Source organism: Shewanella putrefaciens, from assembly GCF_016406325.1.
In the GTDB taxonomy this organism is placed as follows: domain Bacteria; phylum Pseudomonadota; class Gammaproteobacteria; order Enterobacterales; family Shewanellaceae; genus Shewanella; species Shewanella putrefaciens.
In genome coordinates this window covers 1,688,350-1,714,883 of record NZ_CP066370.1, presented here as the reverse complement: position 1 = coordinate 1,714,883, position 26,534 = coordinate 1,688,350, and the positions used below count along the sequence as shown (strand labels likewise).

Sequence of the window (26,534 nt, the reverse complement as noted above, 5' to 3'; positions counted from 1 at the left end):
TATCAACAGCAAATTCACAGTGGTTGATAGCAAAAATATCTCACCAAATGGGATAAATCCAAATCATGGCTTTCGACCCCTAGCACAAGCTGATAGAATACCGCCGCATAAAATCCAATAACGATGTACCCGAGAGGATCCCTCCGTGAGCACTCCTACCCCACTGAGCTATAAAGATGCCGGCGTTGATATTGATGCAGGTAATGCACTGGTAAGTAACATTAAAGCCGCCGTAAAACGTACCCGTCGTCCAGAAGTTATGGGCAACTTAGGTGGTTTTGGCGCTCTGTGTGAAATCCCCACTAAATACAAACAACCCGTTTTAGTTTCTGGCACCGACGGTGTTGGTACTAAATTACGTTTAGCTATCGATTATAAAAAACATGACACTGTTGGCATCGATTTAGTTGCTATGTGTGTGAACGATCTTATCGTTCAAGGCGCTGAGCCACTGTTTTTCCTCGATTACTATGCAACGGGCAAACTCGATGTTGAAACTGCAACCTCTGTAGTGAATGGCATCGGCGAAGGTTGTTTCCAATCTGGTTGTGCGTTAATTGGCGGTGAAACCGCTGAAATGCCAGGCATGTATGAAGGTGAAGATTACGACCTAGCGGGTTTCTGCGTCGGTGTAGTTGAAAAAGCCGACATCATTGACGGTAGCAAAGTGGCAGCGGGTGATGCACTTATTGCATTAGCCTCAAGCGGCCCTCATTCAAATGGTTACTCTTTAGTCCGTAAGGTATTAGAAGTAAGCCAAGCAGACCCTCAGCAAGATCTCAATGGCAAACCGCTAATTGAACATCTCCTTGAGCCAACCAAAATTTACGTAAAATCATTGCTCAAACTGATTGAAGCATCTGATATCCATGCGATGGCGCACATTACTGGCGGTGGCTTCTGGGAGAATATCCCCCGCGTATTGCCAGATAATTGCAAAGCGGTTATCCAAGGCGACTCATGGCAATGGCCTGCTGTTTTCAGTTGGTTAATGGAAAATGGCAATATTGCCCAGTGCGAAATGTATCGTACCTTCAACTGTGGCGTCGGCATGATAGTCGCGCTACCTGCCGATAAAGTGGATGCAGCACTTGCATTACTGGCAGCAGAAGGCGAACAAGCATGGCTTATCGGTGCTATTGCACATCGAGAAGGCAATGAAGAGCAAGTGGAGATCCTGTAATGCCCCAGCGCTGTCGTGTAGTTGTATTAATTTCCGGAAATGGCAGTAACCTGCAAGCGATTATCGACGGTTGTGACGATAATCTGCAGGCCGAAGTTGTCGGAGTGATCAGTAATAAACCCGATGCCTATGGCCTAGTTCGCGCCCATTATAATGAAATTGATACTAGCTGCGTGATAGCGCATCAAGGTGAATCTCGCTCTGAATACGATGCACGCTTAATCGCGGTGATTGAACAGTATCAACCCGATTTAATCGTATTAGCGGGATTTATGCGGATCTTAACCGATGACCTCGTCAATCGTTATTTAGGCCGGATAATCAACATCCATCCTTCGCTGTTACCCAAATACACTGGCTTAAACACTCATCAACGCGCCATCGACGCTAACGACAGCGAACATGGTGCTAGCGTGCATTTTGTCACGCCTGAGCTTGATGCAGGCCCTGTGATATTACAGGCCAAAGTCCCTGTTTATGAAGACGATACGGCGGACATGCTTGCCGCCCGCGTACATGAGCAAGAACATGCGATTTATCCACTCGTGGTGAAATGGTTTAGTCAGCAACGTCTTAACATGCAAAACGGCCAAGCCTATCTTGATGGCAACCTTATCGGCCCAAGCGGTTACGCGCCTGATTAGTTCCACTTGACAGTAAGTCGTATCAATCAAAAATAGAGACCTGCGGGTCTCTATTTTTTTAACTATTTTCTACAAAAGCATTGTTTTTTAGGACAATGTGGCATTAGATAACCCAACAAAAAGTGAATTTTGCTCGGCATGACAAGAGACTATTAGATGAAAAATATTATTTGTGATATCGATGGTGTACTACTGCACGACAATAAACTGATCCCCGGCAGCGACAAATTTATCCAACGTATTTTAGCGCAAGGCAATCCATTAGTCGTTCTCACCAACTATCCAGTACAAACGGGTAAGGATCTGCAAAACCGCTTAAGTGCTGCCGGTATGGATATTCCTGAAGAATGTTTTTATACCTCCGCCATGGCAACCGCCGACTTTTTAAAACACCAAGAAGGCAGCAAGGCCTTTGTTATCGGTGAAGGCGCCCTCACCCATGAACTCTACAAAGCGGGCTTTACCATTACCGATATTAATCCCGACTTTGTCATTATTGGAGAAACGCGTTCCTATAACTGGGAGATGATCCATAAGGCTGCAGGTTTTGTGGCTCGCGGTGCGCGCTTTATTGCAACCAATCCAGATACTCACGGCCCAGCATTTAGTCCTGCATGTGGCGCGCTATGCTCTCCCATCGAACGTATTACCGGTAAAAAACCCTTCTACGTGGGCAAACCGAGTGCCTGGATTATTCGCTCAGCGCTTAATCATATTGATGGCCACTCGGAAGATACTGTCATCATAGGCGATAATATGCGCACCGATATTTTGGCGGGCTTCCAAGCTGGGCTTGAGACCATTCTGGTCACTAGCGGCGTGAGTAAGCTCGAAGATATTGATAAAGAGCCCTTCCGACCAAACCATGTGTTTGCCTGCGCGGGCGATATAGACGTTGTTTAAATCTTCACTTTAATTAAGCTCATTTCCCAATATGTGCCCAGTGCTTACGGCTCTGGGCAATATAAACTAAATAGAGGCTGTTCATAATTCTGTGTCAGGTTAATTTCACAGATCGATATGGTTTTCTAAGCGCCCCTTTAAAGTGGATTAAAAGCTGCGATAATTTCAATTTTGGATGAAGTGGCTAGTAACACCTTTAGAACGGCATCACAAACTTCATTGTAAAACAGCCAGTTACCCCTCCCTACTTCTTGCCATATCCGCATAACGAGATAGAATGCTTCTAATAACATTGTTTTGTGAGGCATTGATGGACAAGCAAGAGATTATCAAAGAGCTAACAAAATTTAGAGAGCGTTTAGTAGACGAAGTCGTCGTAGCAGCCTACCAAAAACGCAGTAAAGAATTTGGAGAACAACGCTTCAGTGCTTGGCAGAGAGCATTACATCAATACTTCAAAAAGCAATTACCAAGAGCAATTAAAAACTACAATCAATTATTCTCTCCATATGAAATTTATCAAACTAGGTATGGGGAGTCGGATGCTGACTACTTTATTAGAAACACGGGTATCAAAGTTGATTCATTTTTAGATTCGTTAATTCTTGATATACAAAATAATGAGTATGATTTCACTCCAATCAATAAGGAAGTTAAACAAGTGGAAACAACACCCAAAGAAAAATCCAAAAATGTCTTTATTGTTCACGGCCATAACAACGAAGTTAAGCATGAAACGGCACGCTTTATCCAAAAGCTAGGTTTTGAGCCAATCATTCTTCACGAACAAGCTAGTGGTGGAAGCACTACAATCATCGAGAAAATCGAAGAGTATTCTGATACTACAGATTTCGCTATCGTTCTATACACTGCAGATGACTTAGGTGAGGTAAAAGCGCAAGCAGAAACCGGTAACCTAAAAGCTAGAGCAAGACAAAATGTTGTCTTTGAACATGGTTTATTGATAGGTAAGCTAACTCGAAAAAATGTAGTACCCTTAGTTGCTGAGGGTATTGAAATACCAAATGATATTAGTGGTGTTGTATACATTAGAGAAGACTGGAAAACAAAAATTGCATTAGAAATGAAGAAAGCTGGCTATGATGTTGATATGAATAAACTTTACTAGTTACCACTAGAGTGGAGTCCCTTGCTAAACACATCATAGAATTGTTGTGATACAAATGGTTAACTCATTTTATCAGGCTTGCTCATTACCAATATCAACCCCGACTTTGTGATTGTCGGTAAAACCCGCTCCTACAATTGGGAAATATGACCTATGTAACACGCCTCGCCCAAAGGCGTATTGCATAGGGTAAAGCAACATTAAGTAACATATTCGCCTTCTTCTCAGCCTTGTGGCTCACAGCGGCTTGCTTCATGATAAGTCTCGCTTCTGATTGATTAACAGAAATCTAAAATACCTTAATTAAAACAACAGTAGGATTAACCTATGCGACGTCTGTATCCGTTATGCGCGCTAGCCTTGCTCAGTGCCTGTAGCCCTCATTCGGCACAACCTGATACCAATAACAGTGCCGCACTTAAACCCGTGCAAATGAATGAAGCACGTTTTAGAAATGATATTAAAGCCCTATCATCCGACGAATTTGAAGGCCGTGCGCCGACCACTCACGGTGAAAAACTCACCTTGGACTATTTGACCAAAGCCTTTACAGAGATGGGACTCAAGGGCGCGTACCAAGGCAGCTTTTTACAACCTGTGCCTATGGTGAGCTATACCGCAGATGAAGCGCAGCAAGTCACGCTGGCAGGGTTACCCTTTAAATACCGACAAGATATCGTCCTCAACAGTCGCCACGATAACGGTGGTATTCGTGTTGAGAACGCACCATTAGTCTTCGTCGGCTATGGGGTGAACGCCCCTGAATATGGTTGGAATGATTACCAAGATCTCAATATGAAAGGCAAAATTGCGGTGATCTTAGTGAACGATCCCGGCTTTGCTCGCCCTGACTCAGGGAAATTTACTGGTAAAGCCATGACCTATTACGGCCGCTGGAGCTACAAATTTGAGGAAGCGAGCCGCCAAGGCGCCCTTGGCGCACTGATTATCCATGATACCGAGCCCGCCTCTTACCCTTGGTCCGTGATAGAAAATAGTTGGACTGGACCACAGCAAGATCTGGTGCTAAGTAAAGCCGAGCAAGATAGTCGAGTGCAAGTCGAAGGCTGGCTCACCTTAGATGCCGCGACGCAAATTTTTGATAAAGCGGGTTTATCACTGCCTAATTTAATGGCGCGCGCCGCCGACAGCCCAATCAATTTACCCCTTGAGCAAACGGCCAACATCGCTTTTAAAAACAAAGCCGAATATGCGAATAGCTACAATGTGGTCGCCACACTTCCCGGCAACACACAAGCAGATGAACAAATCCTCTTTACCGCCCATTGGGATCACATAGGCAAAGATGAAACGAAAACAGGCGATCAAATTTATAACGGCGCCATGGATAATGCCTCGGGTATTGCAGGCATTTTAGAAATCGCCAGACAGCTTGTCGATAATGTCAAACAAGGCCACGGTTTAGCCCGTTCGGTCACCTTTATTGCTACAACAGGTGAAGAACAGGGCTTACTCGGTTCGCGCTATTATGCCGCTAATCCACTTTATCCGATCGACAAAACCGTGGCAGTGCTAAACCTAGACAGCACCAATATCTACGGTAAAACCAAAGACTTTACCATTGTCGGCAAAGGTAAATCAGAGTTAGAAACCTACCTTATCGATGCAGCTAAACAACAAAATCGTATCCCCATGGGTGAAAAAAATCCCGCTTCGGGCGGTTTTTTCCGCTCAGATCATTTCAGCTTTGCCAAACTGGGCGTACCCGCAGTCTTTGCCGGCGGCGGTAGCGATCCCATAGATGAGGCCACGGCTGCCTATAAAACCCAGATGCAAGCCACAATGAAAGGCTGCTATCACAATGTCTGCGATGAATATCGTGAAGATTGGGATTTAAGTGGCGCGCTGCAAGACTTGCAAATCTACTACCAAGTCACACGCACATTGGGCAACAGTAAAGATTGGCCGGGATACTATCAAGGCACAGAATTCAATAGCCTGCGCCCAGCCAAAACAACGCTGGTAACGGACGCAAAATAGCAGCTTGTATCAGTGACAGCTTGTGCGAGGCGGCTTAGTTAGTCGTCTCTTATTGGCGCCTGCTAGTAGAACCTGCGAAATAAAGCGCCAAGCGTCTCCTCCACCAGCCAAAGCGCCAAACAAGACCTACAAGCACGTGAACCATTCACGTGCTTTTTTTGTTTTCAGCTCACAAACAATGCCGTTATCGCGAAATATCCATCCTGCCACACAATTCTGAATAGGCTTATACCATTTTTTGATGTCAAACTCGGCGCATTAATTGATTAAAAATAAAACACTTAAACGTGACAACTCATTGTTTAAGGTCTTTTTTAGCGGTTTTTCTATCATCGACACTTTTTCAAAACACATTGTGAATTCCCCAAAACTCCCCGCGCCAAATCAAAAAATAAAAACAAATAATCAAAAATAACTCAATTTTAATGAATTATTCTCAAATAAAATCATTAAACACAAACATCAAAATCAATAAAATCACCAATAAATAGATAAATCATCAAAAATAGTGTTTGGCAAAACGCTAAATAGCTGGCACATTAAACCTCAATTGAGACATCCTCAAATGACAGACAGTGTGGGAGTTGTACTATGTGTTCAATCTTTTCGATTTTAGATATCCAATCTGATGCCAAACAACTGCGCCAAGTCGCGCTAGAAATGTCTAAGCTTATGCGCCATCGTGGCCCTGACTGGTCAGGTATTTATGCCAGCGATAAAGCGATTCTTGCCCATGAGCGTTTAGCGATTGTTGACATTGAACACGGTGCCCAGCCGCTGCTGACTGAAGATGGCAGTTTGATCCTCGCGGTCAACGGCGAGATCTACAACCATAAAGAACTCAAAGCCCAACTCGGCGATAAATACAGCTATCAAACCAACTCTGACTGCGAAGTGATCTTGGCACTGTATCAAGAATACGGCACTGAATTTCTAGATAAATTAAACGGTATCTTCGCCTTTGTGTTATATGACAAAGCTCAAGATAGTTACCTTATCGGCCGCGATCACATGGGTATCATCCCACTATACACAGGCCGTGACGCTGCGGGTAACTTCTATGTTGCCTCAGAGATGAAAGCCTTGATGCCAGTGTGTAAAACCGTAGAAGAATTCCAACCTGGCCAATATTTTTATTCAAAGGATGGTGAAGCCATTAAATACTATAGCCGAGATTGGCAAAGCTATGATGCAGTTAAAGATAATCCAGCCAGCCAAGAAGAATTGCGTGACGCATTAGAAGCGGCGGTCAAACGTCAATTAATGTCAGATGTGCCCTATGGTGTGTTACTGTCAGGCGGCTTAGATTCATCGATCATTTCCGCCATCACCCAAACCTTTGCTAAGCGCAGAATTGAAGATGATGGTGAGACCAACGCTTGGTGGCCACAGTTGCATTCCTTTGCCGTCGGTCTAAAAGGTGCGCCCGATCTTATCGCCGCCAAAAAAGTCGCCGATGCCATTGGTACGATTCACCATGAGATCCATTTCACCTTCCAAGAAGGCTTAGATGCGATTAAAGAAGTGATCTATCACTTAGAAACCTACGATGTCACCACCATACGTGCTGCCACGCCAATGTATTTAATGGCGCGTAAAATCAAAGCTATGGGCATTAAAATGGTGTTATCGGGCGAAGGTGCTGACGAGTTATTTGGCGGCTATTTATACTTCCATAAAGCGCCAAACGCACAGGCATTCCACGAGGAATTAGTGCGCAAACTCGATAAACTGCATCTGTTCGATTGTCTGCGTGCCAACAAAGCCATGGCCGCTTGGGGATTAGAAGCTCGCGTGCCCTTCCTCGATAAAGAGTTTATGGATGTGGCAATGCGTATCAACCCTGAAGCGAAAATGTCTAAGGATGGCCGTATTGAGAAACACATTCTGCGTAAAGCCTTTGAGCATAAATTGCCAAAAGAAGTGGCGTGGCGTCAGAAGGAACAATTCAGTGACGGTGTGGGCTACTCTTGGATTGACGGTTTGAAAGAACAAGCGGCGGCGCAGGTCGATGATTTGCAACTGGCGAATGCGAAATTCCGCTTCCCCTATAACACGCCAGAAACCAAAGAGGCGTACTTCTATCGCTGCTTCTTTGAGGAACATTATCCACTGAGCGGCGCTGCTGAAACGGTTCCAGGCGGTAAATCCGTCGCCTGTTCAACACCAGAAGCATTAGCTTGGGACGAAAGCTTACGCGGCATTATCGACCCATCGGGCCGAGCAGTACGCTCAGTGCATACCGCAAGTTATTAATGGTCTAACATTGATGGACTCCATTCATAAACTAGGTTGACTAACTGATTCAGCCCCCAACCTAAGTGCACTTAGTGCGACAGACTTACCGAACAAATACAAAAGCCACCCCTAGGTGGCTTTTGTATTTTGATACTTTTTACTTTTATTGCTTACTCACGCACAACATTGTGGCTTAACTCAAAACCAAACTAGGCCGACAACGCACTGAGTGGCTGGATTTGAGAGTGAGCTTGAGAGTGAGCTTGAATATGAGTTTGAGTTTGAGTATGCGCATTGGCTTGCACTTGAGCTTGAAAATAAGTATTCCTCTGCGTCAACGCCATCGGATCTTGGGTTAAAAACTGCTTTCCAGCACTCAGCCCCGCATGATAATCATGGCGTAAATCCGTATCGGTACTGCCCAGCAATTTACTCTGCAAATTTTCAGTAGCAAAAATCTGCACTATCTCCACATCCTCTGGTGGATTAGCGATAAACGCCAATTCATCCTGATAGGCTTGTTCATGTTGCACTAAATAATCTATGGTTTTCGGGCAAAAGCCAGAAACACAAATCCACGATTTTAATTTATGGACCCAAGCCGATTGCGCCTGAAAATCCTCGCTCACAGTGCGGATCACCACAATTTTGCGGGCACCACGACGATAGGCCTCACGCACAGGTAAAGGCGCAGCTAAGCCGCCATCGAGATAAAAATCACTGTCAATACCTTCGCTTGATGCTGCACCGTGATCAGAGACGCTATTATCAGAAGCGTTATGATTAGCCGCGCCGTTATTAGAAGCCTTGTCGCTATTACAGGCGCGGTCACTCAGCCAAGGCGTGAGTTTCACCCCTTGTTTATACAAAAATGGTAATGCGCTAGAAGCTTTTAACAATTCGCGCCACTGGCTTTTACTGCTTGGACTTAAAAAATAACCCTTGCGATCACTGGCATTCGTGGTGGTGATCAGTAACTGCCGATGACCGAGTGAGGCCGTCGCCGCATTAAGATCTAATTTAAACATCCCCTGTCGCGTCTGATCAAAATACCAATCTAAATCGACCACATTGCCGCCGACTAACCCGCGACCGAGTCGATAGAAGCGTTTATGGCGCGATAAACCGCGGATCAAGCGTTTGGCATAACCCTTTTGTCTAGCTAAAAAGCTGGTTAAATTTTGCGAACCTGCCGACGTGCCAATAAATAAATCGAAGGGATCGAATCCGCCATCGAGCCAAGCATCGAGCACGCCTGCGGTGAATATACCGCGCTGACCACCACCTTCTGCAATCAGGGCCACCTGTGGGCTAACGTTAGATTGAGCGTCTATTGTGGTTAACTGGCTGGCGGCGTGCATAGGAAAACCTTATCGAATAATTCATATAAGGCGAGTCTAAACAAGCTAAACGAGAAAGGATAACGGATAGAAGCTATCACCTTAATAGATAAACACTATTAAGATGATAAGCCTCACTGGATTAATCCGCGCAAAAGCCAAGAATACAGGCAGAGCAACGGGTGATTATTCGCGCAAGATTGGCCCATTCGCTCAAGCTTGTTCATCATCCTTAACGAACAAGCTCTTTTCACATCAATACATTAAAACTTATGACTCAGCTCAAGCGTGATATTGCGTGGCTCACCGGGGAAATGACCATTACGCTCACTAAAGCCACTGACGGCATATTCCTTATCGAAGATATTTTTAAGATTTAAACGGACTTGAGTTTGATCCCACTGTGTTGTCCAGCTCATATCAAAAATCGTATGGGGCTTCACCGTTTGACCATCAAGGCTGAACTGCTCACCCACGTAATCCATACCAAAGGCAATCGCCGAATTGAGTGCATTGATATCGTAACGGGTCCATATCCCCGCTTGATGACGCGGCGCATTGGCAAAATGTTTACTATCGAAGGTATTGGTTAAACTGTCATCAGTCACCCCTTTAATCACTTCGGTCTCGTTATAGGCATAGTTTGCCGTGACAGTCAGGTTATCGGTTAAATCCCCCACCAGCGTCCATTCAATGCCTTCGCTGCGCACTTCACCAAAATTAAGCATTGCAGGAATACCATCGTCATCGCCAGTATCTAAAGGGTTAGCTTGGGCAACATTTTGCTTTTCAATGCGATATACAGCGAGCGTGGTCATAAACTGGCCATCAAGCCATTCATTTTTCATCCCTAACTCAATTTGATTACCGGTTTCAGGATCGAGGAAACCATCCCCAATATTCTCAGCTTGATTGGTTAAAGATGTGGGATTAAAGCTCTCTGAGTAATTCAAATAAAAGGACGTTGAATCAATTGGGCGATAATTAAGCCCTGCCCTTGGTGTTATCGCATTATCGCTGAAGGAAAAACCCGTCGCCTTATCATATTCATCAAACTGACTAAAACGAAGCCCAGCGATCAATGACCACTGTTCGTTAAAGTGCAGATGTTCCTGCACATAAACGCCATAGCGATTAGCGCGTATACCATCGGTATTTTTATCTTTTAGGTTATAAGTGCTTGGGTTGGTTTCACCATAATTAAGGTCAAAAATATTCAGGTTACCGACACCCTCGTTAGAGGTCGCCAATTTATAGTGATATTCGGTTTCGACGTAGTGGTAATCACCACCGAACAGGAATTCATGTTCAAAACCTAAGGCATCGAATGCGTAGACAAAATCATTGGTTAAACTGATCTCATCATTAGCCCTTGATTGCACACGGTATTCACGCTTAATAGTGCCATCACCCATAATGGGCTTTTTATTGGCATCTAAGGTCGCCCAACCTCTCGATTCATGGTATTGCTGATCCGAATCATTATTCAGATAGCGGACTTGAGTCTTGACCGAGAAATTATCGGTAAATTGATGATCGAGAATCGCTTGCAGCACCAATGCATCCATCTTCTGGAAGTCACTCTTCTCATTGGCATTATAGGAAGGCGCGACAAGGAAATTGCCCGCATCATCGACGGGAACACCGCGAAGTCGGTTACCGCCTAAATCCTGCTTAATAATATCGAAGGTGGTGGTGAGCTTAGTATCATCACTGATTTCGTAGAGTAACCCACCCGCCACTTCGGCATTTTGGCTATCGGCATTATTGCGAAAGCTATCTTCCTGCTGATAATAGGCGCCAAAACGATAGGCGAGATTTTGGGTTAGGCCGCCGGTGAAATCCAGCGAGCCACCGATCATATCCTCGCTGCCCGTGCTTAAGGTCAACTCTTTACTCTCGACAAAGGTTGGTTTTTTAGTGACATAGTTAATCATGCCACCGGGTTCACCGCCGCCGTAGAGTGCGGATGCAGGGCCTTTTAACACTTCAACCCGCTGCACATTAAAGAGTTGCGGCACTGAGAACCCCGAATAGGGATCGCCCCTTACCCCATCATAAAAAACGTTGGCATCGTCGCGGAAACCGCGAAAGGTCACGCCCGAATAACTGAACTCACTCACGCCCGCAATTGAGCGATATAAATCGGTAATATTGCGCGCGGCTTGGTCGACGATTAACTGCTCGGTCAGCACTTGCACAGACTGCGGCAATTCCATCACATTAATCGCCGTCTTAGTACCAATCGTTGTTTCTTTATCGACGTACATTTGCATTGCGCGGCCATGGACAGCAATACGTTCGGGCGTCACTAACTTAGCGTCAGGTTCAGAAGCATCAGCAGCAGGAATAACATCAGACTGAACCGTATCCGAGCTAGGCTCGATGTCATTTTTTATTGGTTTTTCAGTGGCAAACACCCAAGAGTGTTGAGCTAAAGCGAGTGCGATTAATGAATAGGCGAAACGAGATTTCACAAGATACCCCAAAATATTGAGCAAACCTGCGGTTTACCCTTGTCATATTAAATTGGTCGTCATTATAAAGTCTGACGCAAAGATGACAATAATTCTCATTTAAATTTACATCCATGGGGTTTTGTTGCAATTGTAAAGATAAGGTTGACCTTAACGACGCCATTATCACCACAACACGAATAGACCATTTCTTTGTCTATATAAAGTCAGTGAAATTCTCAATAATTCTCACTAAAACAACCTGCAAAACTCTCAATAAAAAAAGCCAGCATGCTAATGCTGGCTCTTAAAATGTTTAAAGAAACTAAGTTAAAAAATTCTTTCATCAAGCGATGTTAGCATCTCACTCGCCTGCTCAATTTGCTTACGCAGACTGCGACCTTGCACCGCCCAGTAAGCCATATAGAAATCGGCCGTTTTCAATTTAGCTTGGTAAAATGCGGTTTCTTCAGTGCCCAGCTCCAGTGCAGCTAATGCCACCGCGGCGCTTCTGGCCCACATCCACGCCAGCGCAGTCACCCCAAACAACTCCAGATAAGCCATAGATGCTGCGCCGATAATGTCAGGATTGGTCGCAGCTTGTGCAGCTAAATAACCACTGGCCTTTTGCAAATCACCCGCACAATCCATTAAACCGCTCACATAGGGTTGCATCGCCGCATTCGTGCTATGTGACTTTATAAACTCAGTCACTAACACCGACCATTGCTGCATCGCCGCGCCGCGATCGCTAAGCAACTTACGCCCCACTAAATCTAACGCTTGAATGCCGTTAGTGCCTTCATAAATCAGTGCAATACGGCTATCACGCACAAATTGTTCCATACCCCACTCATGAATATAACCATGTCCGCCAAACACTTGCTGTGCATCGACACAGGCATTAAAACCACGGTTAGTGATAAAACCTTTCACCACTGGCGTGAACAGTGCCGCTAATTGGGAAGCAACTTTGGCTTTGACGGGATCGGTATGACGCTCAGCTTCATCTAGCCACAAAGCTTGTTGTCCAACTAAGGCTCTTGCGCCTTCATTAAAGGCTTTTTGCGACAGCAACATGCGGCGCACATCGCCGTGAACCAAAATCGGATCGGCGGCTTTTTCTGGGGCTTTGGCACCGCTTAAAGCGCGGCTCTGTAATCTGTCTTTGGCATAGGCCAGCGCATTTTGATAGGCGATTTCAGAGACGCCCAGTCCTTGCACACCAACCCCTAAACGCGCTTGGTTCATCATAGTAAACATGGCGCGCAGTCCTTGGTGTGGCTCGCCGACAAGCTCGCCCAGCGCATCTTCAAACACCATCACACAAGTTGAGTTACCGTGAATGCCCATCTTATGTTCAAGGCCACTGGCATATAAAGTGTTCGGCGCGCCTAAACTACCATCGTTATTCACTAATACTTTAGGCACGGCGAACAAAGATATGCCCTTCACGCCTTCAGGTGCATCCGGCAAACGGGCTAATACGAGGTGCACTATATTGTCGGTGAGTTGATGATCGCCTGAGGAGATAAAAATTTTCTCGCCGGTAATAGCAAAAACACCTTCAGATACTGGCACAGCTTTCGTGCGTAATAAGGCTAAGTCAGTACCGGCGTGGGACTCGGTCAAGTTCATGGTTCCCGTCCATTCACCGCTGACTAATTTGCTTAAATATTTTTGCTTGAGTGCGTCACTGCCGTGGGCATGGATGGCGGCATAGGCGCCATGGGTCAAACCGGGATACATGGCAAAGGCCATATTGGTTGCCGTTTGTATCTCAGTGGCAAAAATCCCCACCACTTCGGGTAAACCTTGGCCGCCATATTCAGGAGCGCAGGTCAGCGTCGGCCAGCCATTATCAACAAACTGCCGATAGGCATTATCAAAACCCTCAGGCGTAATCACCTTACCATCGACCAACTTACAGCCCTGCAGATCGCCGACACTATTGAGCGGCAGCATGACTTCGGTACTAAAGTCGGCCATACCTTGCAGGATCGCATCGACAAGATCTGGGTCGATTTCATCGAACCCCTTGAGTGCATCTTGCTGATAAATATGTAACATCTCATCGAGGATAAATTGATAGTCGCGCAGCGGCGCTTGATAGACTGGCATAATCGCTTCCCTTTTCTTGTTAGACTGCAACTCAACTAAGTGATCTGACCACTTTGATGCTTTGACCACTTTAGCTAAATCTGTTGAAAAAGGAAGCACTAGAACCCAAGGACAGTGACTTTTGTTTACACAAACGAACAGCAAAACCGTAAATTGATCGCAACAAAGCCTTATGTTATCGCGGAAAACTTTGTAAGCTAACTGCCTGTTTTTCTGATATGCAGCAGAGTTAAGGATATTGTTACTATGGGTTCTGTCACTACTAAAAAGCACGCTAACGGGCTTGATTATGTCGAAGTGAATACGGCGTTATGTCAGGCAAGAATTTTTTTGCAGGGCGCGCAAATCGACTATTTTCAACCCGTAGGCAAACCACCTTTGCTGTGGGTTTCATCGGCTGACGATTATAAACCCGGTAATGGGATCCGTGGCGGTGTACCCGTATGCTGGCCTTGGTTTGGCATGAGTAGTGAAGCGAACTTTCCTCAACACGGTTTTGCCCGTACCCGCATTTGGGCGCTGGAATCAGTAGAAATGCGTAATCAGTTAGTGGATTTACGTTTTAGCTTAAAAATCAGTGAGCAAGATAAAATCTATTGGCCGCATAACACTGAGGTCAGCGTGTTATTCACCCTAGGCGATACCCTAAGCATTAGCCTTGTGAATACCAACTTAGGCGATGAAACCGTCACGCTTACCCAAGCGCTGCACAGCTATTTCCCGATTGAGGATATCCACCAACTCAAGGCCAGCGGTTTTAGTGGTTCAAAATACATCGAATTTGCCGAGGGGCCTTACCCGCAAACCACGGATGAAGTGCTATTTGATCGCGAGACAGATCGTGTCTATACCGAACTCGGCCCAGTGCAGTTATTGCATACGCCGCAAGGGATAATCGAAGTCAGCCGTGAAAACAGCCAATCAGCGGTATTATGGAATCCATGGATTGAAAAATCACAACGCCTTGGCCGATTTAATCCAGAGGATTATCTGACCATGGTCTGCCTAGAAGCGGCCAATGTATTAGAAGATAAAGTCGTGCTCGCGCCAGGTGAAACTCACAGTTTAGTGACCCACATTCGTTGGAAAGACTAACGATTTAATATCCAAGTTATTAATATCCTAGTCAAAAACGATACAAACAAAAATGCCCAGTTCGATACCAATGCGGACTGGGCATTTTTATAACAGACGACTCTTAAAACAAGATGGCTTATTTAGCCGATTTCTCTAAGCGCGCCAGCAAACTAGACGTATCCCAACGGTTACCGCCCATGCCCTGCACTTCTGAATAGAATTGATCCACCAAAGCGGTTAAAGGCAAATGTGAACCGTTGCGGCGCGCTTCTTCTAAGGCGATGCCTAAGTCTTTACGCATCCAATCGACGGCAAAACCAAAGCCATAGCTTTGGCCCCACATCGTCTTGTAGCGATTTTCCATTTGCCAGCTTTGCGCCGCGCCTTTGCTGATCACTTCAATGACTTTCTCGCCATCGAGCCCTGCTTTACGGGCAAATTGCAGCGCTTCCGCTAAACCTTGTACCACGCCCGCGATACAGATTTGATTCACCATCTTAGTTAACTGGCCAGCACCGACGTCACCTAAACGCTCGGCGCAGCGGGCAAAAGCTTCAATCACGGGTTTAACACGCTCAAATACCGCTTCATCGCCACCAACCATCACAGTCAAGGCGCCATTTTCGGCGCCCGCTTGACCGCCAGACACAGGCGCATCGAGGAAATCAATGCCCTTTTCGGCTAAGACTTTGGCAAGCTCGCGGGCCACATCTGCCGAAGCCGTAGTATGATCAACCAGCACTGTGCCCTTTTCCATACCGTGAATAGCGCCATCACGCCCTAATACCACTTCACGCAGATCGTTATCATTGCCCACGCAAGTAAACACAATATCTTGACCTATTGCAGCCTCTTTGGGCGTTGGACAGCAGCGACCACCATAGGTGTCGACCCAAGCTTGCGCCTTAGCAAAAGTGCGATTATAAACAGTGACCTCATGGCCCTTGTTGAGTAAGTGTCTTGCCATGGGGTAACCCATTACGCCTAAACCAATAAATGCGACTTTTGCCATGAGCTGATCCTTAAATAGATAAACAAAATGAATCGATTCAAAATAGTGGCGGCAGTTTAACATTCATCCCGCATTGCGTCAGTGAGAAATCAAACCAAGTGGCAAACGCACTTTTCGGCAGAGACAACAAAGGCGCCAAGCGCCTTGGTTGAGTCAATTTATACGGTTATTTCACTACATGGGCTTCCATTTCGGCGCCAATTTTTTTACGCATTTCCATCAAGCGCAGTGCTGAATCACGCAGATGAATATCATGTTCCGTCTCTGGTATCCACTCAGGTACAGGCGTAGGTTGGCCGTTTTCATCCACCGCCACCATGATCACAATACAGTGAGTGGTGAGATGACGCTCAGATACTTTAGGATCGCCCGCCCGCACATCGATACCAATATGCATAGAAGTCTTGCCCGTATAAATCACTTTTGCGCTGACTTCAACGATATTGCCCACCAAAATGGGTTGCACAAAACGAATACCACCCGCATAAGCAGTAATACAATATTTACCGCTCCAGCCCGCTGCACAGGCATAGGCCGCGAGATCGATCCACTTCATCACAGCGCCGCCGTGAACTTTACCACCAAAATTCACATCCGCAGGCTCTGACAAAAATCTCAGGGTACTTTGTCTCTCGATACCAGCCATTTTACCTCAACTTATTTAGCCTCAGCGGCCTAATGTTTTCGCACAATAAGTTGAGTTTACGATAGAAATCGCTAATCGCGTAAAAATTATTACGATTGACCTCGTCAATGAATTCGATTTAGCCAAAGTGAGTAATGAGTGTGCAACATACTAATAGGCATGGTAAAGCTAAACGATAAATCCATAGCTGAAGTGATCTCGTGATAAAACGAGAACATTTAGCAAACGTATAAATCCCCAAACCTAACAGGAAAAAGCCTAACACCTCAAACCCTGCCAACATATCCGAAGTCCCTCCGGAGTATATCGCTGTTACCAGTAAAGCAAACCAAATGGCTACATAGGCAGTAATCGCAAACGTGAAGGTCTTTATCCCAATTTCCATTTCTGGATGCCAGATCTTAGACTCGCCACGGATCAATTCGGTCAAATTTGCAGTTAAGGCACCGATTATAGGGACAAGCGGGATAACCGCCGGATTTAACATGACATGCTCCATTACAAACTGAATAGGCTGCCATTATCTGTAGTAGAAAAGATTAAACAAGGGAGATGAACAAAGATTAATAATAAATATATCAATAATTTAATAATAAACGCAGTACACAAAAAATGCGCCATAGGGCGCATTTTTGGGGCGATATTGGTCTTTAAACTTTCTTAAATAATAATGAACCGTTCGTACCACCAAAACCGAAGGAATTACACAGAGCGTAATCTAACTTCACATCACGAGCAGTATGGGCGACAAAGTCTAAGTCACAGCCTTCATCTGGATTATCCAAGTTAATCGTTGGCGGTACAGCTTGGTCGCGCAATGCTAATAAGGTGAAAATCGCTTCAACCGCTCCTGCGGCACCTAATAAGTGACCCGTCATCGATTTAGTCGAGCTAACCAGCACGTTATACGCATGGTCGCCAAATACAGACTTAACCGCTGCAGCTTCGGCTTTATCACCCGCTGGCGTCGACGTACCGTGGGCATTGATATAACCAATTTGCTCCAGTGATAACTTAGCGTCATTAATAGCATTGACCATAGCTGCCGCAGCGCCTGCGCCGTCACTTGGTGGCGAAGTCATATGGAACGCATCACCGCTCATACCAAAACCGACTAACTCGCCGTAAATGGTCGCACCGCGCGCTTTAGCGTGCTCGTATTCCTCCATCACCATCACACCAGCGCCATCACCAATCACAAAACCATCACGGTCTTTATCCCATGGGCGACTCGCGGCTGTAGGATCATCATTGCGAGTCGATAATGCTTTAGCAGCACCAAAACCTGCCACGCCTAAAGGAGATGTCACATCCTCAGCACCGCCTGCAACCATCACATCTGCATCGCCATAGGCAATGGTGCGCGCCGCAAAACCGATATTATGTACGCCCGTAGTACAAGCAGTCGTCACGGCAAAATTGGGCCCTTTCATGCCAAACATGATCGACAAGTGGCCCGAAATCATATTGATAATGGTGCTAGGTACGAAGAAAGGAGAAACCTTACGCGGGCCACCATTCATCAATGCACTGTGACCTTGTTCAATCAACCACATACCACCCATACCAGCACCAATAGCAGTGCCGACACGACCAGGATTTTCTTTGCTCATATCCAGACCTGAGTCTTGGATTGCTTGGATGCCAGCCGCCATACCGTATTGAATAAAGAGGTCCATCTTACGGGCATCTTTTTTCGTTACGTATTGCTCAACATCAAAATCTTTTACTGAACCACTGAAACGAGTGGTAAATTCACTGGCATCAAATTTGGTTATAGGTGCAATACCACTTTTACCTGAAAGCAAAGCCTTCCAAGTAGTATCGACAGTATTGCCCACTGGAGTTACTAACCCCAAACCGGTTACCACTACACGACGTTTAGACACGGCAGTCACCTTTAAATACTAAATTTGTTAGTTCTCATAGCTAAAACAAGGTTTTCTATGATTAGACAATTTATTGCATAGAAGTCGCCAATCTGCGGGCAACATCTCGTGGATAACAATATAAAACACGATCCAGAGACAATTGAATGGCACAGGGGCAGAGTTTGACGGGGGTAAAACAAAAACAGGCGGCAATAAATGCCGCCTGTCTTCAAGAATTCAGAATTACTGATTCTTAGAAACGTAGTCGATCGCTGCTTGAACAGTAGTGATCTTTTCAGCTTCTTCATCAGGGATCTCGGTATCAAACTCTTCTTCTAGAGCCATAACCAACTCAACAGTGTCCAGAGAATCTGCACCCAGATCGTCAACGAAAGATGCCGCTGGCTTAACGTCTTCTTCTTTAACGCCCAGTTGCTCTACAATGATTTTCTTTACACGTTCTTCGATGTTGCTCATTAGTTTTCTTTCCTATTCAAATTACGCACTTGCGTAAGATTGCGAGTAGTTTATTAGATTTGGCTGACAATGCAAGCTTAGTTTTCGTGGTCTAACCACAAAATTTAACAACCAATTGATGCAGATCACTACTCAATTGGAGACAGTATCCCTGCCATCCGCCCTTAAACCATGTACATTCCGCCATTCACATGTAAAGTTTCACCTGTGATATAAGCAGCAGAATCCGAGGCTAAAAAGAGCACAGCATTGGCAATTTCTTGCGCTTGCCCTAATCGTTCCATCGGAACCTGAGACATGATAGCTTTTTGCTGATCTTCGGTCAGCTCATCAGTCATATCGGTCTGGATAAATCCAGGAGCGATAGCATTAACCGTAATTTGACGAGATGCAACCTCTCTTGCAAGAGATTTTGTAAATCCGATCAAACCCGCCTTTGCTGCCGAGTAGTTAACTTGACCTGCATTACCCATGGTGCCTACCACTGAACCGATATTGATGATACGGCCAAAACGCTTTTTCATCATGGTACGCATCACAGGCTTTGATAGTCTAAATAATGATGTCAGGTTAGTGTCGATAATATCCTGCCATTCATCATCTTTCATCCGCATCAGCAGATTATCACGGGTGATACCCGCGTTGTTGACTAGAATATCAACATCACCCGCTTTTTCTTTGATCGAGGCGAATAAATGTGTAACAGATTCACTATCTGTGACATTAAGCACTAAACCAAAACCTTTGTCACCCAGATATTCTTGGATCGCCGCTGCGCCCTTCTCACTGGTTGCGGTTCCAATAACCACTGCGCCCGCTTCCACAAGTGTTTCGGCAATCGCACGGCCAATACCGCGGCTCGCACCTGTCACCAAAGCCACTTTGCCTGTTAAATTCAGGTTGAAACTCATACAAACTCCTTACTCAGTTAATGCCGCTAATGAAGCTACATCATTAACCGCTTGGGCTGATAGTGATTTATTAATTCGTTTTGCTAATCCTGTCAATACTTTACCAGGACCACATTCTACCAATTGAGTAATACCTTTTTGGGCCATTAATTCAACGCTTTCGCTCCAGCGAACAGGACAATATAACTGACGCACTAACGCATCTTTAATATCGTCGGCAGAGGTAGGTGAAGCCACATCAACATTATTAATCACAGTAATCGTTGGGGGAGTAAACGGTACATCGTTTAATGCCACGGCCAATTTATCCGCCGCAGGTTTCATTAATGCGCAGTGTGATGGCACGCTGACAGGTAAAGCCACCGCCATTTTAGCGCCCGCGGCCTTACAAGCCGCTGCTGCACGCTCAACTGCGTCTTTTTGACCTGCAATAACCACTTGGCCAGGGCTATTGAAATTAACAGGGCTGACCACTTCACCTTGAGCCGCTTCGGCGCAGGCATTAGCGATACCTTCGTTATCTAAACCGATAATGGCATACATAGCACCGGTTCCAGCTGGAACCGCTTGTTGCATTAGTTGACCACGCAGTTCAACTAATTTAATCGCATCTTTAAAATCAATAACACCTGCACATACCAACGCAGAATATTCACCTAAGCTGTGACCCGCTAACATGGCTGGCATGGGTTTACCTGAAGCCACGTAAGCCCGCCAAATAGCAACACTGGCGGCTAATAACGCAGGTTGTGTTTTATCCGTTTCATTTAAGACTTCAACAGGACCTTGCTGAACCAAAGCCCATAAATCATAGCCTAGAACATCACTCGCCTCTGCAAAGGTCTGGCCTATAATAGGTTGTGACTCAGCGAGTTCGGCTAACATACCTAAGGCTTGTGAGCCTTGTCCTGGGAATACAAACGCGACATTTTCCATATTCAAATTACCTATGGCGAACTTAATTTATTGAAATTAATCTACACACCTAACATAAGCTAATGCTATGTCACTTAGATGAAAAACTTAGAAACGTACTAATGCACTGCCCCACGCAAATCCCGCACCGAAGGCTTCAAGTAGCAATAATTGCCCACGTTGAATTCGTCCATCACGCACGGCCTCATCTAATGCAATGGGTACTGACGCGGCTGAAGTATTACCATGTTTAGCTAAGGTCAATACGACTTTATCCAAGCTCATATCGAGCTTTTTCGCGGTAGCATTAATAATGCGGAAGTTGGCCTGATGTGGCACTAACCAATCAATTTCTGACTTATCGATATTGTTAATGCGTAAAGTCTCAGTCACGACATGGGACAACTGAGTCACTGCCACTTTAAAGACATCATTGCCTTTCATGGTCATAAACCCAACCGCTTCGGAAGTTTCTCCTTTACGTGGTGGGAAAGCACATTTGAGCAAATCACCTTGACGCCCATCAGCGTAAATATGAGTCGAAATGATCCCTGGCGTTTCAGATGCGCCAATAACGGCAGCGCCCGCGCCATCCCCAAAAAGAATAATTGTCGTGCGATCTTCTGGCCCACATAAACGAGACAAGACGTCAGCACCGATCACTAATACTTTTTTAGCGGCGCCCGTTTTTACAAATTGATCGGCAACAGATAAAGCATAAACAAAGCCTGAACAAGCTGCTGCAATATCGAAAGCAGGAATGGTATGTACCCCAAGCATAGCTTGGATTTCACAGGCCGCCGCAGGAAAAGCATTCGGCGCGCTGGTGGTACCACAAACGATCATGTCTAAATCTGATGCTTCTATGCCGGCCATTTCCAGCGCTTTTAATGCCGCTTGATAGCCCATAGTTGAAACGGTTTCATCGAACGCTGCAATGCGGCGCTCTGATATACCAGTACGTTCAACAATCCATTGGTCGGTGGTTTCCACCATTTCTTCCAAATCTTGATTGCTACGCACCTGCACTGGCAGATAGCTACCAGTTCCGAGAATTTTTGTATGCATAAGGAGGGATCAGTTATTTATATCTAAAAGAATCGACTCTAAACGATCTTTTATCATTTCAGGGAGTCGACGTTGAGCTTCTGTTACTGCCAAACTAATTGCTTGTAAATAGGCAGTTTCATCCGCATTTCCATGGCTTTTTACAACTATTCCGCGCAATCCTAACAGACTTGCACCGTTATAGTGGTCGGGGTTCATCTGACTAAGAACCGCCTGAATGCGAGGAGCGATAAGTTTAGCCAAGAAACGCACGAATAAACCTTGGGTTAATCCCCGTTTTAACTGATGTACCAATAACTTGGCAATGCCTTCTGAAGTTTTGAGCGTGATATTTCCCACAAAACCATCACAAACGATGACATCTACGTTACCGGAATAGATTTCATCGCCTTCGATAAAACCAGTGTAATTGATTTGTTCAGTATGCTGCAGTAACTGTGCGGCTTGCTGAACTTGATCGTTACCTTTAATTTCTTCAACGCCGACATTAAGCAACGCAACCTTTGGACGCGATTTTTTATCAACCGCTTCACATAAAACCGAACCCATAACGGCAAATTGAAATAAGGTTTCAGAATCGCAGGAAACATTTGCACCAAGATCTAGCAAATAAACCGGTTTTTGAGTCACAGCGGGTAAGCAGCTCACTAATGCGGGACGGTCAATGCCGGGCAACGTTTTTAACAGTACTTTTGCCATAGCCATCAAAGCCCCGGTATTGCCAGCACTCACACAGGCTGACGCACGTGCATCGCGGACCAACTCAATAGCCAAACGCATCGAACTATTTTTACGCGTACGTAAAGCGTGTACAGGCCTATCCGACATACTCACGACTTCATCGGTATGAATGACTTCAATACGAGAAAGTAACTGCGGATCTGCTTGACGTAAATAGACATCAATTTCAGTCTTATCACCGACTAAAATGATTTGAAGAAAAGAGTGTAATTGTAGTGCCCGCAAGGCTGCAGGCACTGTGACGTGGGGGCCATGATCACCACCCATCGCATCTAACGCAAGCGTCAGACTCGTCATTAGGAAGCCAACAAATTACTTGTTGATTACCTTTTTACCGCGATAGAAACCATCTGCAGTCACATTGTGACGCATATGGATTTCACCGCTGGTAGCGTCTACAGACAGCTGAGCAGTGCTCAGTGCGTCATGTGAACGGCGCATACCGCGCTTTGAACGAGATTTTTTGTTCTGTTGTACAGCCATTGGCCCTGTCTCCTAGATTACTTGCTCTTCAGTTTTTCTAACACTGCAAACGGATTTGGACGCTCCTCTTGAGCGGGTTCGATCTCGCCTACAACTATGTCTTTAGATCCTATTGTGCAATCAATTTCTTGATGCAGCGGAATTATCGGCATAGCGACTATCAATTCATCTTCGATCAATTGATGCAGACGTACTTCGCCAATTTCATTGCACTCAATTGGGTCATACGCATCCGGGAGCTCATCGATTTCTGCCTTAGTCCGGCATGGACCGAAGCAAAACTCGACCGTAACCTCAGTGGTAAATAGTGTCATGCAACGTTGACATATCAGAGTGAGCTCCGTCACAGCCTTCCCTTTCAGGTAGACTATCCCCTGTAAATCCACGCCACATTCAATCGACACTGCCACATCGGAACAGTCGCCGGCACATAACTCATTTAATCTTTTCAAATACTGCCCAGGCACAACCCCATTATAAGTAAGGCGGCTTGAGGCAGCACGAAATGGATCAATTGAAACCGGTATCTTTACTGTTTGCATAAGGCGCGCATATTATAGTTTGAAAACGCTAGAGTCAAAGAAAAATTTCTAACTTAAGTCCAGTTTGCGACTTAAGCGTTTCTCTAGCCCCAACATCGAAATTAACGGAAGCAAAATTCTACCCAAGCTAGTGGAGGCATACAAGCATAAGCCATCTAAAATAACCGCTTTCGTTGAAAAGAAGTGCCCAAATACGAAACTCTTGCACTCCTTAGCACAGATTGGTCACAATATGACTTACTCTTTTGCGGATATTAGCTTTATGTCAACCCAATTAATCTTAGCTTCAACATCTGTATACCGACAATCTTTACTACAAAAGCTCGGGTTACCCTTCGAATGCTGCAATCCTAATATTGACGAAACGGCGCAGACCAATGAAACGGCCCACGCTTTAGTGCTGCGCTTAGCCAAAGCGAAAGCCATCGCAGGGGCTGAACAATTTCCTGATGGCCTGATTATTGGCTCCGATCAAGTCGCTGTCATTGATGGCAAGATTATCGGTAAGCCCCATCATTTTGATAACGCCGTTGCACAGCTCACCCAAGCCTCAGGCAAGTCCATCACTTTTTATACCGGTCTTGCACTCTATAATGCCAAAACTGGCGCGATGGCTGCCGAAGTTGAACCCTTTACCGTTCATTTTAGGCATCTTAGTCATGCGCAAATTGTAGCCTACGTCGAAAAAGAAGAGCCCTATTATTGCGCGGGCAGTTTTAAAAGCGAAGGTTTGGGCATAGCGTTATTTACAGAGCTCGAAGGCCGTGACCCCAATACCTTAGTTGGCTTACCACTGATATTACTGACGGAAATGCTGTTAGCCCAAGGAGTAGATGTTCTCGCTTAGACGTTTGTCAAGGCTTTGCCCTGTTTATTGAATCGATGACGCGTATCAAAAATACCGAGCTACAGAGTCGTTTTATCGACGAGAAGATGAGACGTAAATAAAGGTCATAAGGAAGTCTCATGCATGGCGGCATTTATTGCCACTTCAGCATTAAATAGTAGTCTTAGAGGTATTGCAGTAATTATCAATCAAGGCGATAGGTTTTGCCCGCAGCAACTTTTCGGCACTGTGGGCGCCATAGGTGACACCAACGCTATCAATCCCTGCATTGGCCGCCATAGTCAAATCTAGCAATGAATCACCCACCATCAAAGCTCTGTTCGGTGCAATATTCAACTCTTGAAGTAAGCTTGAGATCATTTCAGGATGGGGTTTGCTGCGTACTTCATCGGCGCAGCGTGACGCAACAAAGTATCGACCTAAGCCTGTTTGCTCAAAGACACGGTTAAGTCCTTCACGGGCCTTACCTGTTGCAACGGCTAATTGGTAGCCTTGAGTATGTAACTCATCGATTAAAATAGGTGCTTGTGCAAAGAGCGGCGTTGGCGTGGTGTCTAAATGTAAATATTGTGCTTTAAACTCGGTGCGCATTTGCTGATATTCATCATCTTCGCCTTGGCTTAACTCATTTTTAGCGTGCGGATACAGAGAAGATGCTAAAGAAGTGCTGAGATTGTCCCCCCGAGGAAACAGGACTCGCAGCGCTTCTGTCATAGAAAGACCAATAATATCGCGAATGTCACTTTCAGTTGGGATAGGTAACTGTAATGCCTTAGCCATGTTTTCAATACACGTGATAATTTTACCGATGGAATCCATCAGAGTGCCATCCCAATCGAAAATCACTAAATCGTATTGCTTTATCTTCATCCTTGAAACCTATCCCCGTCGATTACGCACGCTTTAACTTATCGAGTAACTGCGACAAATTTTCATCTAAAGGCGCAGAAATCCGCATCACTTCATCATTTTCTGGATGAATGAACATCAATTCAGCGGCATGTAAAAAGAGTCGGGTTAAGCCTAATGAACGCATACTGTCATCAAACCCTTGCTCACTGTATTTATCATCACAGGCGATAGAATGTCCGGCAAATTGGCAATGCACCCGAATTTGATGAGTACGTCCAGTGACAGGACTCGCCTTCACTAAAGTACAACCTTGGTACCGCTGCATAATTTTAAAGCGCGTTTCAGAAGGCTTACCTTCCGCATTAACACGCACTATGCGCTCACCGGACTTAAGCGTAATCTTCAGTAAAGGCTGTTTAACGACTTTATCTTGAGCAGACCATTCACCTTTAACTAAGGCCAAATAGTCTTTCTGCATCTTTTTATATCTAAGTTGATCATGCAAATGTTTAAGCGCGCTACGCTTTTTAGCCACCAACAACAAACCCGAAGTATCTTTATCGAGACGATGCACTAGCTCTAAAAACTTTTGCTGTGGTCTTAACGACCGCAGCGCTTCAATCACACCGTAATCAACACCACTACCACCATGCACGGCAATACCTGCAGGTTTATTCAGCACAATTAAATGATTATCTTCATGCAGAATACGATCTTCAAGTTGCGAGACTTTGCTTAAGTTGGCAGAAGGCGCGGTACGATTATCCGACTCCGCCACTCTGACGGGCGGGATACGCACTATGTCACCCATCTGCAACTTATACTCAGGTTTGATACGTTTCTTATTGACCCGCACCTCACCCTTGCGGACGATGCGGTAGATCATGCTCTTAGGTACGCCCTTAAGAGCCGTCATTAAAAAGTTGTCGATTCGCTGTTCGAAATGATCTTCATCAATCGTGATCAATTGAACCTGTTGCTGTGGGGTGGATACTGTATTCATAATGCGCCATCTGACTAAAACGGTCGCCATTGTACAACAACTGATAAGAATTGTGCCTTTCCATTGCTGAATTT

24 protein-coding genes are annotated in these 26,534 nt (G+C 45.3%); 8 read left to right on the top strand and 16 right to left on the bottom strand.

Going from position 1 to position 26,534, the window contains the following annotated elements; translation table 11 throughout:
- Nucleotides 1-145: 145 nt before the first annotated feature.
- The 6 genes from purM to asnB all read left to right on the top strand — a co-directional run bounded on the left by purM (nucleotide 146) and on the right by asnB (nucleotide 8,116).
- Complete coding sequence (purM, locus tag JEZ96_RS07620) at nucleotides 146-1,183, top strand: phosphoribosylformylglycinamidine cyclo-ligase (RefSeq protein ID WP_128090107.1); 1,038 nt, start codon at nucleotides 146-148, stop codon at nucleotides 1,181-1,183.
- Nucleotides 1,183-1,827 (top strand): phosphoribosylglycinamide formyltransferase, encoded by a 645-nt coding sequence (gene purN, locus JEZ96_RS07615; protein WP_011789713.1) that lies wholly within the window; start codon nucleotides 1,183-1,185, stop codon nucleotides 1,825-1,827. Before purM ends, purN begins: the two co-directional genes overlap by 1 nt.
- Nucleotides 1,828-1,983: 156 nt before the next feature.
- Nucleotides 1,984-2,730, top strand: coding sequence for an HAD-IIA family hydrolase (locus tag JEZ96_RS07610; RefSeq protein WP_011789714.1), 747 nt, complete (start codon nucleotides 1,984-1,986; stop codon nucleotides 2,728-2,730).
- A gap of 310 nt (nucleotides 2,731-3,040) precedes the next feature.
- The gene (locus JEZ96_RS07605) at nucleotides 3,041-3,859 is read left to right on the top strand and encodes a TIR domain-containing protein (RefSeq protein ID WP_025008262.1); all 819 of its coding nucleotides are present in this window, start codon (nucleotides 3,041-3,043) and stop codon (nucleotides 3,857-3,859) included.
- A 327-nt stretch (nucleotides 3,860-4,186) separates the two neighbouring features.
- Nucleotides 4,187-5,860, top strand: a complete 1,674-nt coding sequence (locus JEZ96_RS07600; protein ID WP_025008261.1) for a M28 family metallopeptidase — start codon at nucleotides 4,187-4,189, stop codon at nucleotides 5,858-5,860.
- A gap of 591 nt (nucleotides 5,861-6,451) precedes the next feature.
- Nucleotides 6,452-8,116, top strand: coding sequence for an asparagine synthase B (gene asnB / locus JEZ96_RS07595; protein ID WP_025008260.1), 1,665 nt, complete (start codon nucleotides 6,452-6,454; stop codon nucleotides 8,114-8,116).
- A 191-nt stretch (nucleotides 8,117-8,307) separates the two neighbouring features.
- On the opposite strand, the gene JEZ96_RS07590 is transcribed toward asnB, so the two are convergent.
- The 3 genes from JEZ96_RS07590 to JEZ96_RS07580 form a co-directional block, all read right to left on the bottom strand.
- Nucleotides 8,308-9,459 carry a patatin-like phospholipase family protein gene (locus tag JEZ96_RS07590; protein WP_025008259.1) on the bottom strand — a complete coding sequence of 384 codons (1,152 nt, stop codon included), beginning with the start codon at nucleotides 9,457-9,459 and terminating at the stop codon, nucleotides 8,308-8,310.
- Between the two features lie 242 nt (nucleotides 9,460-9,701).
- Nucleotides 9,702-11,915 carry a TonB-dependent siderophore receptor gene (locus JEZ96_RS07585; protein WP_061782696.1) on the bottom strand — a complete coding sequence of 738 codons (2,214 nt, stop codon included), beginning with the start codon at nucleotides 11,913-11,915 and terminating at the stop codon, nucleotides 9,702-9,704.
- Nucleotides 11,916-12,224: 309 nt separating this feature from the next.
- Complete coding sequence (locus JEZ96_RS07580; protein WP_128090108.1) at nucleotides 12,225-14,015, bottom strand: acyl-CoA dehydrogenase C-terminal domain-containing protein; 1,791 nt, start codon at nucleotides 14,013-14,015, stop codon at nucleotides 12,225-12,227.
- Between the two features lie 246 nt (nucleotides 14,016-14,261).
- Between JEZ96_RS07580 and JEZ96_RS07575 the strand changes: the two genes are divergently transcribed.
- Nucleotides 14,262-15,110, top strand: a complete 849-nt coding sequence (locus JEZ96_RS07575; protein WP_025008258.1) for a D-hexose-6-phosphate mutarotase — start codon at nucleotides 14,262-14,264, stop codon at nucleotides 15,108-15,110.
- Between the two features lie 118 nt (nucleotides 15,111-15,228).
- Here JEZ96_RS07575 and JEZ96_RS07570 read toward each other — a convergent pair whose 3' ends face one another.
- The 11 genes from JEZ96_RS07570 to yceD form a co-directional block, all read right to left on the bottom strand.
- Nucleotides 15,229-16,104: an NAD(P)-dependent oxidoreductase gene (locus JEZ96_RS07570; protein ID WP_128090109.1), complete on the bottom strand. Its 876-nt coding sequence runs from the start codon at nucleotides 16,102-16,104 to the stop codon at nucleotides 15,229-15,231.
- A 166-nt stretch (nucleotides 16,105-16,270) separates the two neighbouring features.
- Nucleotides 16,271-16,750: an acyl-CoA thioesterase gene (locus JEZ96_RS07565; RefSeq protein WP_011789722.1), complete on the bottom strand. Its 480-nt coding sequence runs from the start codon at nucleotides 16,748-16,750 to the stop codon at nucleotides 16,271-16,273.
- A gap of 118 nt (nucleotides 16,751-16,868) precedes the next feature.
- Nucleotides 16,869-17,237: a hypothetical protein gene (locus JEZ96_RS07560; protein ID WP_011789723.1), complete on the bottom strand. Its 369-nt coding sequence runs from the start codon at nucleotides 17,235-17,237 to the stop codon at nucleotides 16,869-16,871.
- Nucleotides 17,238-17,400: 163 nt separating this feature from the next.
- Complete coding sequence (gene fabF, locus JEZ96_RS07555) at nucleotides 17,401-18,639, bottom strand: beta-ketoacyl-ACP synthase II (RefSeq protein ID WP_025008257.1); 1,239 nt, start codon at nucleotides 18,637-18,639, stop codon at nucleotides 17,401-17,403.
- Nucleotides 18,640-18,864: 225 nt separating this feature from the next.
- On the bottom strand, nucleotides 18,865-19,098 hold the full coding sequence (gene acpP, locus JEZ96_RS07550; RefSeq protein ID WP_006081231.1) for an acyl carrier protein: 234 nt from the start codon (nucleotides 19,096-19,098) through the stop codon (nucleotides 18,865-18,867).
- Nucleotides 19,099-19,262: 164 nt separating this feature from the next.
- A complete protein-coding gene (fabG, locus tag JEZ96_RS07545) occupies nucleotides 19,263-20,009 on the bottom strand; it encodes a 3-oxoacyl-ACP reductase FabG (RefSeq protein ID WP_011789725.1) in 747 nt (248 codons plus the stop codon).
- 9 nt (nucleotides 20,010-20,018) lie between these two features.
- Nucleotides 20,019-20,945, bottom strand: a complete 927-nt coding sequence (fabD, locus tag JEZ96_RS07540; RefSeq protein ID WP_011789726.1) for an ACP S-malonyltransferase — start codon at nucleotides 20,943-20,945, stop codon at nucleotides 20,019-20,021.
- An 87-nt stretch (nucleotides 20,946-21,032) separates the two neighbouring features.
- Nucleotides 21,033-21,992 (bottom strand): beta-ketoacyl-ACP synthase III, encoded by a 960-nt coding sequence (locus tag JEZ96_RS07535; protein WP_011789727.1) that lies wholly within the window; start codon nucleotides 21,990-21,992, stop codon nucleotides 21,033-21,035.
- Nucleotides 21,993-22,001: 9 nt separating this feature from the next.
- The gene (plsX, locus tag JEZ96_RS07530; protein ID WP_011789728.1) at nucleotides 22,002-23,030 is read right to left on the bottom strand and encodes a phosphate acyltransferase PlsX; all 1,029 of its coding nucleotides are present in this window, start codon (nucleotides 23,028-23,030) and stop codon (nucleotides 22,002-22,004) included.
- Nucleotides 23,031-23,045: 15 nt separating this feature from the next.
- Complete coding sequence (rpmF, locus tag JEZ96_RS07525; protein WP_006081226.1) at nucleotides 23,046-23,216, bottom strand: 50S ribosomal protein L32; 171 nt, start codon at nucleotides 23,214-23,216, stop codon at nucleotides 23,046-23,048.
- Between the two features lie 17 nt (nucleotides 23,217-23,233).
- Nucleotides 23,234-23,758, bottom strand: coding sequence for a 23S rRNA accumulation protein YceD (gene yceD / locus JEZ96_RS07520; RefSeq protein WP_011789729.1), 525 nt, complete (start codon nucleotides 23,756-23,758; stop codon nucleotides 23,234-23,236).
- Nucleotides 23,759-24,020: 262 nt separating this feature from the next.
- Here yceD and JEZ96_RS07515 point away from each other — a divergent pair, with 262 nt between their 5' ends.
- Complete coding sequence (locus JEZ96_RS07515; protein WP_025008255.1) at nucleotides 24,021-24,605, top strand: Maf family protein; 585 nt, start codon at nucleotides 24,021-24,023, stop codon at nucleotides 24,603-24,605.
- A 150-nt stretch (nucleotides 24,606-24,755) separates the two neighbouring features.
- Here JEZ96_RS07515 and JEZ96_RS07510 read toward each other — a convergent pair whose 3' ends face one another.
- Both JEZ96_RS07510 and rluC read right to left on the bottom strand, forming a co-directional pair.
- The gene (locus JEZ96_RS07510; RefSeq protein ID WP_025008254.1) at nucleotides 24,756-25,475 is read right to left on the bottom strand and encodes an HAD-IA family hydrolase; all 720 of its coding nucleotides are present in this window, start codon (nucleotides 25,473-25,475) and stop codon (nucleotides 24,756-24,758) included.
- A 22-nt stretch (nucleotides 25,476-25,497) separates the two neighbouring features.
- Complete coding sequence (gene rluC / locus JEZ96_RS07505) at nucleotides 25,498-26,460, bottom strand: 23S rRNA pseudouridine(955/2504/2580) synthase RluC (RefSeq protein ID WP_061782701.1); 963 nt, start codon at nucleotides 26,458-26,460, stop codon at nucleotides 25,498-25,500.
- Between the last annotated feature and the right edge of the window lie 74 nt (nucleotides 26,461-26,534).